The sequence below is a fragment of the Aeromonas sp. HMWF015 genome (assembly GCF_963878965.1).
In the GTDB taxonomy this organism is placed as follows: domain Bacteria; phylum Pseudomonadota; class Gammaproteobacteria; order Enterobacterales; family Aeromonadaceae; genus Aeromonas; species Aeromonas veronii.
The window spans coordinates 32353-43828 of the sequence record NZ_CAWNZT010000355.1; the positions used below are offsets into that span (position 1 = coordinate 32353).

Annotated in this window: 14 protein-coding genes; 8 read left to right on the forward strand and 6 right to left on the reverse strand. The window is 58.0% G+C overall.

Annotated elements, in window-relative coordinates; all coding sequences use genetic code 11:
* Window positions 1-250: 250 nt before the first annotated feature.
* Window positions 251-547, forward strand: a complete 297-nt coding sequence (locus AACS18_RS17910; RefSeq protein ID WP_108612927.1) for a hypothetical protein — start codon at window positions 251-253, stop codon at window positions 545-547.
* Window positions 548-566: 19 nt separating this feature from the next.
* Window positions 567-917 (forward strand): hypothetical protein, encoded by a 351-nt coding sequence (locus AACS18_RS17915; protein ID WP_181363320.1) that lies wholly within the window; start codon window positions 567-569, stop codon window positions 915-917.
* A 49-nt stretch (window positions 918-966) separates the two neighbouring features.
* Here the strand turns inward: AACS18_RS17915 and AACS18_RS17920 are convergent, their stop codons facing one another.
* The 4 genes from AACS18_RS17920 to rpsF form a co-directional block, all read right to left on the reverse strand.
* Window positions 967-1707 carry a ferredoxin--NADP reductase gene (locus AACS18_RS17920; RefSeq protein WP_108612917.1) on the reverse strand — a complete coding sequence of 247 codons (741 nt, stop codon included), beginning with the start codon at window positions 1705-1707 and terminating at the stop codon, window positions 967-969.
* A gap of 101 nt (window positions 1708-1808) precedes the next feature.
* Complete coding sequence (rplI, locus tag AACS18_RS17925; RefSeq protein WP_005340490.1) at window positions 1809-2255, reverse strand: 50S ribosomal protein L9; 447 nt, start codon at window positions 2253-2255, stop codon at window positions 1809-1811.
* A gap of 52 nt (window positions 2256-2307) precedes the next feature.
* Complete coding sequence (gene rpsR / locus AACS18_RS17930) at window positions 2308-2538, reverse strand: 30S ribosomal protein S18 (protein ID WP_005308890.1); 231 nt, start codon at window positions 2536-2538, stop codon at window positions 2308-2310.
* Window positions 2539-2568: 30 nt separating this feature from the next.
* Window positions 2569-2955: a 30S ribosomal protein S6 gene (gene rpsF, locus AACS18_RS17935; protein ID WP_005308887.1), complete on the reverse strand. Its 387-nt coding sequence runs from the start codon at window positions 2953-2955 to the stop codon at window positions 2569-2571.
* A 237-nt stretch (window positions 2956-3192) separates the two neighbouring features.
* Here rpsF and AACS18_RS17940 point away from each other — a divergent pair, with 237 nt between their 5' ends.
* The 3 genes from AACS18_RS17940 (at window position 3193) to AACS18_RS17950 (ending at window position 5992) form a co-directional block, all read left to right on the forward strand.
* Entirely contained in the window at window positions 3193-4416 is a 1224-nt protein-coding gene (locus AACS18_RS17940; protein WP_181363321.1) for an Nramp family divalent metal transporter, read from the forward strand.
* A gap of 111 nt (window positions 4417-4527) precedes the next feature.
* Window positions 4528-5385 (forward strand): hypothetical protein, encoded by an 858-nt coding sequence (locus tag AACS18_RS17945; RefSeq protein WP_108612919.1) that lies wholly within the window; start codon window positions 4528-4530, stop codon window positions 5383-5385.
* Window positions 5386-5548: 163 nt separating this feature from the next.
* On the forward strand, window positions 5549-5992 hold the full coding sequence (locus AACS18_RS17950) for a PACE efflux transporter (RefSeq protein ID WP_108612920.1): 444 nt from the start codon (window positions 5549-5551) through the stop codon (window positions 5990-5992).
* 128 nt (window positions 5993-6120) lie between these two features.
* Here AACS18_RS17950 and hupA read toward each other — a convergent pair whose 3' ends face one another.
* A complete protein-coding gene (gene hupA / locus AACS18_RS17955; protein ID WP_005340484.1) occupies window positions 6121-6393 on the reverse strand; it encodes a nucleoid-associated protein HU-alpha in 273 nt (90 codons plus the stop codon).
* A 337-nt stretch (window positions 6394-6730) separates the two neighbouring features.
* Here hupA and AACS18_RS17960 point away from each other — a divergent pair, with 337 nt between their 5' ends.
* Entirely contained in the window at window positions 6731-7213 is a 483-nt protein-coding gene (locus tag AACS18_RS17960; RefSeq protein ID WP_005348975.1) for an Rsd/AlgQ family anti-sigma factor, read from the forward strand.
* 100 nt (window positions 7214-7313) lie between these two features.
* Window positions 7314-7694, forward strand: a complete 381-nt coding sequence (locus tag AACS18_RS17965; protein WP_005340482.1) for a PilZ domain-containing protein — start codon at window positions 7314-7316, stop codon at window positions 7692-7694.
* An 81-nt stretch (window positions 7695-7775) separates the two neighbouring features.
* On the opposite strand, the gene radA is transcribed toward AACS18_RS17965, so the two are convergent.
* The gene (radA, locus tag AACS18_RS17970; RefSeq protein WP_005340481.1) at window positions 7776-9143 is read right to left on the reverse strand and encodes a DNA repair protein RadA; all 1368 of its coding nucleotides are present in this window, start codon (window positions 9141-9143) and stop codon (window positions 7776-7778) included.
* 100 nt (window positions 9144-9243) lie between these two features.
* On the opposite strand from radA, the gene AACS18_RS17975 reads away from it, so the two are divergent.
* The coding region (locus AACS18_RS17975; RefSeq protein ID WP_108612929.1) for a PilZ domain-containing protein at window positions 9244-11476 on the forward strand (2233 nt) is incomplete at its 3' end.

Here is an 11476-nt window from a genome sequence, read left to right on the forward strand (position 1 = left end):
AGGGGTGTGCTGTGCAGGAAAAGTTGGCTGCCGATTATAGTCGCCAGACTCGCCCAGAGAAGGGCAAATGACTGAATTCCTTCAGATTGGCAACCAGCTGCCCAGAGTGCGACCAAAACGGACAAATCGGCAGCAGAAAAGCGATACAATCCCTCCCTGACTTGATCATGTAGTGAGATGGGGAACAGTTCCGCCCGGGTTCAGCTCCGGCTTGTACACTCATCCACCGTTGCAATTATCCGAGGCCATCATGAACAGTAAGACCACTTTGCTACTCTCCCTTCTTCTGGTTACCGGCAGCGCCGCAGCGACACAGCAATATCAAGAGAGTAGTGGCTCCGAATTCTCAGTCGATGAGCTTAAATTCAATCTGGACTGGGATGACAAGCAGTTCGGCTGGACCCAGAACGACTGCCTCGACTTGGGAGTCGGCGAAACCGCCCCGGCCGACTGCAGGGCTGTCAAATTCAATCTGGAAGATGAAGAGAACCGTAACCAGCCACCGCAAACCAACCAGATCCCTGCCAACTCGCAGAGTAGCAAATAACGACAGGAGTACCCTTGCGATGACCCAAGCCAAACACATCCCCGTTATCCAGCGTGGCGCCCTGCTGCTCTCCCTGCTGATGGCGCATGGCATCGCGGTTGCGGCGCCCCCCAGCAAAAATAGCGATGGCATCAAGATCTCCGGTGATGACATCAAGATCAATCTCGACTGGGATGACAAAGAGTACGACTGGTGGCAGAACAACTGCCTGGATCTTGGCATTGGCGACAGCCGGATCAAAATCAACTGCGACAAGATGGATGGCAAGTACCGGGATCACTACAACCGCAGCATCCACAGCGGCAATAACCCCGGGCAAGGTCACGACAAACAGAAGGATAAAAACAAGGGTAACGGCAAGAAGAACTGAACGCCCTCTCTTGATGCAGCAGGGGCCTGGCGCCCCTGTGCTGGTTGTTTTACCAATAATTCTCCGCACTGATATTGCCCGGCGCCCGCCGCAGATTCTTGGCCAACCCCTGCGCCAGCAAGGTCTGCTGGGTCTCCTTCACCATCTCCGGATTGCCACAGATCAGTACCTGACTCAGCTCGGGTGAGAACTCCAACCCTACCCGCTGCTGCAACTGGCCGTTGGCAATCGCCGCCGGGATCCTGCCAGCCATTGCATCGGGCCATTCCTCTCGGCTGACAAAGGGGACATAGCGAAAGCGCTCACCATGCTGCTCGGCAAAACTGGCTATCAAAGCCTGATAGCTCAGCTCTTCGCCTTTACGCACCCCGTGCACCAGCACCAGATTCTCGAAACGGTTGAAGGCCTCGCCATCGGCCAGCATGGAGAGGAAGGGGCCGATGGCAGTGCCGGTCGAGAGCAGCCAGAGATCGCGTCCGGCGGGCACCTCATCCAGCGTCAGGAAGCCGGTCGCCTGGGATTGCACCAGCAGGGTATCGCCTGCTTGCAGCGAGCCGAGCGAGGGAGTCAGCTCACCACTCGGGATCTCGACCAGATAGAACTCGTGGTATGGCGCAGAGGGAGGATTGACGAAGGAGTAGGCGCGCTGAATGCGGCGATCGCCCTGCTCGAGGGCCAGCTTGGTGAATTGGCCTGCCTTGTAGGGGGCCAGCTCGGCCGCTACCCGCAGGGAGAACAGAGTGGGTGTCCATTCGATGCGTTCGATGACGCGGCCTTCTACCCAAGCCATAAGGATCTCCTCCAGTGGAACAGACCTTCACTCTACGCCCGGGCCGGAAAATAAAAAACCCGCGCAAAAGCGCGGGTTTTCTCTGCAAAAGCGAATCGCTATTACAGGGCAACAACCTGGATCTGTACGGTTGCTTTAACGTCAGCGTGCAGCTGAACAGCAACTTCGTAGTCACCGGTGTTACGCAGAACGTTGCCCATGCGGACTTCGCTCTTGGCAACGGCTACGCCGGCAGCAGTGATGGCTTCAGCCACGTCACGGGTACCGATGGAACCGAACAGCTTGCCTTCGTCGCCAGACTTGGAAGCGATAACCACGGTAGCCAGTTCGGCCAGCTTAGCAGCACGCTCTTCAGCAGCAGCTTTGTTGGCAGCCAGTTTGGCTTCCAGCTCAGCGCGACGAGCACCGAAAGCTTCGATGTTGGCCTTGGTGGCCATAACAGCTTTGCCTTGCGGGATCAGGTAGTTACGGGCATAACCAGATTTCACGGAAACTTGGTCACCCAGACCGCCCAGTTTGGCGATTTTGTCGAGCAGGATAACTTGCATTACCTTTCCTCTATAAATTTCGTTGAGTTAGGCTTAAGTGCCGGGCCGATTCTTACTTGTTGTGCAGATCGGTGTACGGCAGCAGAGCCAGGTAACGAGCACGCTTGATGGCGCGTGCCAGCTGACGCTGATACTTGGCGCGGGTACCGGTGATACGGCTCGGTACGATCTTGCCAGATTCAGTGATGTAGTTTTTCAGAGTAACGATATCTTTGTAGTCGATCTCGGTAACGTTCTCGGCGGTGAAGCGGCAGAACTTACGACGACGGAAATAACGTGCCATGGCCTTTATCCTCTAGTCAGTGATCCAGAATTACTCTTCGGAAGCAGCTTCAGTAGCTTCTTCGCGGCGCTCGTCGTCACGACGGGTGAAGCGCTCTTCTTTGGCCTTGGCCATCGGAGAAACTTCAGTCACGGCGTGCTTGGTGCGCATGATCATGTTGCGGATAACGGCATCGTTGAAGCGGAAGTTGGTTTCCAGCTCATCGATAACGGCTTGCTCTGCTTCTACGTTCATCAGAACGTAGTGGGCTTTGTGCAGTTTGTCGATCGGGTAAGCCAGCTGACGACGGCCCCAATCTTCCAGGCGATGAATGGTACCACCGGAGGTGGTGATGGCGCCGGTGTAACGCTCGATCATGCCGGGAACTTGCTCGCTCTGGTCCGGATGAACCATGAAGACGATTTCGTAATGACGCATTTTAGCTCCTTACGGATTAATTCAGCCTCCGCCCAGGTGCAGCCAGACCTCGGAGGCAAGGAACATAAAGGTGTTTAGTCGCTGCTTTTCTAGGGCGGCGTATTGTACGAAATCACATCCCTCACTGCAACTGACCGCCTCAAATGTTTTTCCCGATGGAAATCATCAGAAACAACAATTGATAATGATTATCACTTAGATCTATTCTCTCTCCATATCCTTATGGAGGGTGATGCCATGCAACCCGCACTGACGACTACGATTCCAGCCCGCAAATTCAAACTGACCCTGCTCGGGCCTGCCTTTATCGCCGCCATCGGCTATATCGACCCGGGCAACTTCGCCACCAATATTCAGGCGGGCTCTACCTTTGGCTACCAGTTGCTCTGGGTGGTGGTATGGGCCAACCTGATGGCCATGGTGGTGCAAACCCTCTCGGCCAAGCTCGGCATCGTCACCGGCAAAAATCTGGCGGAGCACATCCGCGACCGACTGCCGAAACCGGCGGTCTGGGCCTACTGGGTGCAGGCAGAGATCATCGCCATGGCCACCGATCTCGCCGAATTTATCGGCGCCGCCGTCGGCTTCAAGCTGTTGCTTGGCGTGACCTTGCTTGAAGGAGCCTGTATCACCGCCGTAGTGACCTGGGGGATCCTGATGCTGCAATCCCGTGGTCAGAAACCGCTGGAATACGTGGTCGGTGGCCTGCTGCTGTTTGTCGCGGCGGCCTACATCGTCGAGCTGATCTTCTCCCGCCCCCATCTGCCCAGCCTGCTGGAAGGGGCTATCTTCCCCGGTCTGCCCAACAGCGATGCCGTCTATCTGGCCGCAGGTGTGCTCGGTGCCACCGTGATGCCCCACGTTATCTATCTGCACTCGGCACTGACCCAGCACACGCAGGATCAGGGCTCGGTCAGCCAGCGGCTGCACACCACCCGGGTCGATGTGGCGATTGCCATGACCATCGCCGGCTTCGTCAATCTGGCGATGATGGCGATGGCGGCTGCCGCGTTCCACAGCTCGGGCCACCAGCAGGTAGCGGAGCTGGAATCCGCCTACCAGACCCTCACTCCGCTGCTGGGTCAGGCAGCAGCCACCCTGTTTGGCCTCTCGCTGGTCGCCTCCGGCATCAGCTCTACCGTGGTGGGCACCCTGGCCGGGCAAGTGGTGATGCAGGGCTTTGTCCGCTTTACCATCCCGCTCTGGCTGCGTCGCGCCATCACCATGGCTCCCGCCTTCGTGGTGATCGCCATGGGGCTCAACACCACCGAAATTCTGGTGCTGAGTCAGGTGATCCTGAGCTTTGGCATCGCGCTGGCCCTGATCCCGCTGTTGATGCTGACCGGCGATCGGGCTCTGATGGGGCAACATCGCAACCATCCGGTCACACAAGCCATCGGCCGCCTTATCGTTGCGTTGGTGATCGGGCTCAACGCCTATCTGCTGGTTGCCATGATCTAGCGAACCGTAAAACCGAGAAGAGGGGCTCATTAACACTGGTTAATGAGCCCTTTCGCACTTTGGCGTATGCTGCCGCTTTCTCTTCTCATTTATCGTTGCGGGAGCCTTGCCATGGAACATACCCGAGCCAGCTTCGTGCTGGGCCATCATCAGGAGCAAGCCAGCGTGGTCTGCTGCCAGCGCGGTGACACCACGCTGCTGGTCACCGACCTCACCCCCTTTCATCCCCAGAGCCACCTCTGGCCCGATCAGCCGGGGGATGTGGGCCATGTTCACTGGGAAGGGGGCGAAGCAACCATTGGCCCTTGCCGAATGGGGGCCATCAGCCCGGATGGCGAGCTGTTCGTCGATACTGCCATTCCGGTCAAACGGGGCGCAGAGGGGTGGCGTTTCGTGGTGGTCCATCCACTGACCGGAGACCACGCGCTAGCCGTTGGCAGCCAGGTCGAATTGCAAGTGGATAGCGCTGCCCGCCACGCGTTGAGTCAGGGCCATAGTGGCTGCCATCTGGCGGCACTAGCCCTCAACAGGGTACTCATCCCCTACTGGCGCAAGGAGGTAAGCGAGCGCGATGCACTGGGCCAGCCCGACTTCGACCGCCTGGCTATTCAAAGCTCTCGGGTCGAGCCTTGTGGATCGCGGGAGCAGTACCGCATCGGCAAGAGCCTGCGCAAGAAAGGGGTCAACAGCGAGGCGCTGCTGGCAGATTTGGTGGTGATTGAAGAGAAGGTCAACCAGCAACTGGCCGACTGGATCGCAGCCGGAGGCGAGATCCGCCGTAGCCGCGCTGGCGAGGCGATCATCGATTCTCGTTACTGGCACTGCATGCTGGAAGGCCAGGAGGTGACCATTCCCTGTGGTGGCACTCATGTTGCCTCGCTCGCCGAGTTGGGAGAGGTCAAGGTACAGCTCACACAAGTGGAAGAGGGCTTTGCCATGCTGACCCGGGTCACGCCAATCGGCGCCTGAGTCGCAGACTTGACCAGTCAGGGCTAACGCCCAAGTTGGCAATAGAGACGTATCGTAAAGAGGGGGCATCATCATGCCCCTCAACACCAGTCATGACGGGCCGATGCTTCTCTTTTAACCACTCCCTGATTAGAATGCGCCTCCCACAGGAGGCACATCACCCATGAGTAGTACCCAACTACGCACCACCCCGGATCGACTTCGTTATCTGGTTCTCTACGAAGGCATCGGGCTGGCACTGGTCGCACCGCTGATCAGCCAGCTGTTCGGTCAGGGCGTCGCCGAGGTCGGTTCGCTGGCCATCTTCTTCTCCATCGTCGCTACTGCCTGGACCTACGGCTGGAATCTGTTGTTCGACAAGGGGTTGCTCAAACTGTGCGGGCGCACCAACAAGCGACCACTGGACCGCTTCCTGCATGCGTTTGGCTATGAGGCGAGCTTTATGATGCTCTCCCTCCCTTGCGTCATGTTCTGGCTCGATTTGGGAGTGTGGGACGCCCTGATGCTGGATCTCGGCTTCGTCGCCTTCTACCTCGTCTACATCATGGCCTTTACCTGGGCCTATGAGCGTATCTGGCCGCTGCCATCCAACCCGCAAACGGCATAAGGCCTCAGCCGCAACGAGGCTGACAGCAGGAAAAGTCAGGAAGGACTATATAGGAAGGATGGGAGAATCCCATAAAAACAATGCCAGTCAGCAGGCTGACTGGCATTGGACAAAACTGACTTTCGGACTTACTTGACGGCGTCTTTCAGAGCCTTGCCAGCCACGAATGAAGGCACGTTGGCAGCAGCAATCTGGATCTCTTTACCAGTTTGCGGGTTACGACCGGTGCGGCCTGCGCGGTGGGTGACCTTGAAGGTGCCAAAACCGACCAGTTGCACAGCATCGCCTTCTTTCAAGCTCTGGGTAATACCATTGATGATCTCTTCCAGAGCCACTTTGGCCTGAGCTTTGCTCAGATCTGCTTTGGCGGCAATCGCATCGACAAGTTGAGCTTTGTTCATAACATTTCCTTTATGATCGGGCATTTAGCGCTGGGTCACTCTATGCAAAAAAAAACGCACAGGCAAAGCCTTTATCGAGCCGAACGCGTCAAACGCTGGGGTTTTCATCAAGATCTGCGGAAATAGTCACATTCCACACGCGAAAAACCGTGGGCAGGCCTGAAACCTGCTAGCACGCAGACACAATCCGCTGACTATTTCTTCGCCACTTAACATTATCCCCCCATGGCTATTGACGCTTGCCCAGATTTTCCCTAGTTATAGGTTGTGTCACTGCTCAAACGGCTCGGAATACCGAACAATCGGCCAGCCTTTGCCCCACGGAGGGATAGGGATTATGTTGACGAAACTGGAACAGACCAAGCAGGCGCTGGCAGGCAAGCATAAGGCTATCGACGACTGGCTGGATGCAAGGCAAGCGCTGCTGGTTGGATACATGCAGCTGGCAGGCCTTACTCCGGCACGGACCAAGCAACGCAGCCTGCCCAAAACAGAAGAGCTGCATCAGTTTTGCGACCGCTTGGTCGACTATGTCAGTGCAGGCCATTTCGAGATCTACCACCACGTCGTCACCGCCTTCGAGCAAGCCAGCGGCGAAACACTGGAGCTGGCCAAGCGCATCTATCCCCATATTCGTAACAGCACTGAATTCGCCCTCGAGTTCAACGACAAATACAGTGATGCCGACGAGGCCCAATTGCTGCTACTGGATGATGATCTCAACGAGTTGGGCCCAGTTCTGGAAGAGCGGTTCAAACAGGAAGACCGCCTGGTCAAGGCGCTTCATGTGGTGGAATCCTTGAGTACCCAGCAAGCCTGAATGCCATTTTCGGAGCAAGTTCAAGATACTGGCAACCAAGGTGGATTACACTCAGAACAATGACCCTAGCGTCCACACTTATTGCATACAGGAGATGAGCATGTCTGAGCGCCGCCGTTTTGCACGGATCCTCTACTTGACCATGGCAGAACTCACCCAGGGGGAACAGAAGTGGCAAACCCAGCTTGTCGACGTCTCCTTGCAGGGAGCCCTGCTGATCCGCCCCGACGACTGGGAGAGTCGTGACAACAAGGAGTACCAGCTCAGCTTTATCCTGAGCGGTAGCGATATCGAGATCAAAATGCAGGTCGAGCTGACCCACGAAGCCAGCAAGAAGCTGGGTTTCTACTGCCACCACATCGATATCGACAGTGCCACCCATCTCAAGCGGATGATCGAGCTTAACGTCGGCGACGAAGAGCTGCTCCACCGCGAGCTGGAACAACTGCTGAGCGAGCATCTGGAACACAGCCAGCCCTAATGGCAGGTGCCAGCCCATAAAAAAGAGCGCCGAGGCGCTCTTTTTTCGTTGTGCGGTTGTCTCGATTGCAATGCTGAGGGATTACAGCGCCTCGAGTGCCTCAGACAGCTTCTTGACCGGCACCACTTCCATCCCTTCGATGGGATGCTTGGGGGCATTGGCGTGCGGCACGATTGCGCGACGAAAACCGTGTTTGGCCGCCTCCTGCAACCGCTCCTGACCGGACGGCACCGGGCGAATTTCACCAGAAAGACCCACTTCACCGAACACCACCAGATCCTTGGGCAGCGCCTGGTCCCGGAAGCTGGAGACCATCGCCAGCAGCAGCGCCAAGTCCGCGCTGGTCTCCTCGACCTTGACCCCGCCGACCACGTTGATGAAGACATCCTGATCCGCCATCTGCAGCCCGCCGTGACGGTGCAGTACCGCCAGCAACATGGCGAGCCGGTTGTGATCCATCCCCACCGCCACCCGGCGCGGGTTGGAGAGCTGGGAGTAGTCCACCAGCGCCTGCAGCTCCACCAGCAGCGGCCGGGTGCCCTCCCAGATAACCATGACGATGGAACCGGGCGCCTGCTCCTGCCCTCGGCTGAGGAAGATAGCGGAGGGGTTGCTCACCTCGCGCATCCCCTGCTCGGTCATGGCAAAAACCCCCAGCTCGTTGACCGCGCCGAAGCGGTTCTTGTGGGAGCGCAGAGTCCGAAAACGGGAGTCATGACCGCCATCGAGCAGCACAGAGCAGTCGATGCAGTGTTCCAGCACCTTGGGGCCCGCCAGACTGCCATCCTTGGTCACATGGCCCACCATGAAGATGGCAACATGATTCTGCTTGGCATAGCGGGTCAGCAGCGCCGCCGCTTCGCGCACCTGCGAGACAGAACCGGGGGACGATTGCACATCCGCCACATGCATCACCTGAATGGAGTCAATCACCATGATTTGCGGCTGCTCCTGCTGGGCAATCAGGCAGATCTGCTCGACGCTGGTCTCGGAGAGCATCCGCAGCTTGTCGGTGGGCAGCCCAAGGCGGTTGGCCCGCATCGCGACTTGCTGCAGCGACTCCTCACCAGTGACATAGAGGGTTTTCATCCGCTCTGCGAGACCACACATGGTCTGCAGCAGCAGGGTGGACTTGCCCGCCCCCGGGTTGCCGCCGATCAGAATGGCCGAGCCGGGCACCACACCGCCACCAAGTACCCGATCCAGCTCCTTGAAACCTGAGGTAAAACGGGGAATTTCGGTAGTGGCGATCTCTGCCAGTGTCTGTACCTGACTGCCGACCGCGCCAGCATAACCGGTGTAACGGGCACTCTTGCCAGCGGGGCTCACCGAGCCGAGACGCACCTCGGTGATGGTATTCCACTCCTTGCACTCGCTGCATTGACCTTGCCAGCGTGTGAAGTCGGCACCACATTCGGAACAAACATAAGCAGTTTTATTTTTGGCCATTGATAACTCGGGGACAGGATGAATTCCTGCTTGATATACTTGTTTGCGACCGACAGATCAAACCCAGAATCGGAAAAGTGACTTTCCGTGGCAGGAACAAATGGATTCAGAACACCAGCAACATCTGATTGAACAACTCGTCCCCTTGCTGCGGGAGAAAGATTTCGAGGAGATCTTCAACCGCATGACCCAGGAGGAAAACAGCAACAGCCGTTTTCTGATCAAGATGGAGCTCAAGCGCAAGTGCTCCCCCTGCCGCAGGGTCATCGACATGCGCGATGAGCTGGAGGATGAGTGCCTGGTGCATGAGTTCGACGGCATCACTCACTTCATGCCCGCCGATGCGATTGCCCTGTTCCAGTCCCAGTGCTATCTCTACCGCGATATCTATACCCTCGGTGTCTACGAGGCGCTGCAACAGTGGCAAAAACAGCACCACAACGCCCGCGTGGATGGTCAGCTGTCGCCGCCGGCCAGCCCCTTCCGGCAATATGATGTCAACACCATTGCCTTTGCCAGCTACTACGGCCGCCGTCAGGAGCGGATGCACTTCAGCTCGCCGGTGCTGATCAAGTTTCAGGATGGAGAGAAGCTGTTCGCCAAGAGTTCAGATCTCTCGCTGGGTGGCATGCGGGTCTCGGTTCCCTATCTGCCGAACTATCACACCGGCGCCCAGGTGGAGGTCTTCTTTACCGGACTGGAGCGGGACACCCCCAATCCGGTGCTGCACCAGCCGGTCGGCTATCAGATCCTTGGCGAAGAGAGCAAAGAGGGGAAATACTGGCTGCGGCTGGTGCGCTCCGGCGAACAGCCAGCCTTTGATGCCTTCCTCAGCGACTTTATCGATGCCAACAAGATCCGCTATCGGGTCAGTGTCGACTATCTGCTCTCCGCCGCCATCATCAAGGGGTATGAGCAGTTCTATCTGCCACGGATGACCGGCATGCCGCTCTTCTTCGGCACCGGCGACAGCCCCAATCTAGAGATAGCCCTGCGTACGGAAAACAACCAGCACCTGCTGGAGTATTGGCGCGATGAGAAAAACCGCGATGCCCTCGCGGGGCTTTTCAGCGCAGAGCGGATGAAACGGCTCTGCCCGGCCCCCGGTACCACCACCGAGACCATCATCTACTGCTTTACCCACACGGTGCGCAGCCACATCTACTTCTTCTCCGCCACCGCCGAGGAACTGCGCCAAAGTGGCCTCACCGCCCTCTTCTTCCTGGTGGGCTCACGCCGGCCCAGCTGGCGTGTCTACAAGTTCACGCTGGAGGCATGCGATCTGGTCGAGGCGGATGTGGGACAACTGCAGGGGCAGGACAACCCGCAGTTGCAAGATATCCTGCTGCTCGAGCGGCTCAAGCAGATCGGCTATTGCGGCCTGCTGCAGGAGATCGGCCTGGAGTCCCAGCGGGAAGAGTTCCATCAGGAGGGGGTCAGCAACAACGCCAACGAGCTGCAACGCTTTGGTCACGAGCAGGGGGTTGCCCCGTTCGAGATCGAGACCCTGCACTATGTTCAGCTGCGCAAGGAGTCGCGCTACATCCACAAGACCGCGGTCGCCATCCATCACAACGGCAAGTCCTGGATCGGCTGGACCCGCGACATCTCGACTCACGGCCTGCAAATCGAGCTGGAAGATGCCTTTATCGGCGAGAAGAACGATGTGGTGACCATCGCCCTGCCCCGCTTGCAGGAGCTCTCCAAGAGCATGGATTTGCAGCGCCTCTCCTACCGGCTGGTCAGTCTCAACATGACCCGCACCGTGCTGCACCTCTGCATCGAAGGGGATTCGGATCGCCATACCGGCCGCCAGTTCTTCAGCCTGCTGATCGAGAGCAACCAGAACAAGCTCAAGGCGGCGCAGGAGCAGCGCCGCTATCGCGGGCTGGCGCGGGCACTGCGCAACATCTACACCCACCACCTGTTCAACTCACCGGTCTACGTCAACAAGCTGAAAGGCGCGCCCAAACCGGCCTCCATCGGCAAATCCCTGCAACCGCGCAGTCTGCAGCGGCTGCTGCAAGCCTGTGCCGAGCTGCCGGAGCAGGAGAACCTCTATCCGCTGTTTCAGGGGGAGCTGCTCAAGGAGCTGCTGATGAACCCGCTGCGAGCCATCGAGCGGGAGGACAAACCGAGAGAGGACGAGGTCTATATCGCCAGCATCCAGACCAAGGCCGGCCTGCCCATCTTCAGCAGCCGGCTGGCCAGCAGCTTTGCCAACCTCAAAGAGAAGCGTCAGTTCATCGAGCTGGCGCAGCAACAGGGGGAGTTCTACTCGGTGCTGGTCGGCATCTCCCGTACCGGACGGCCCGACACCAACTTCATCGCCA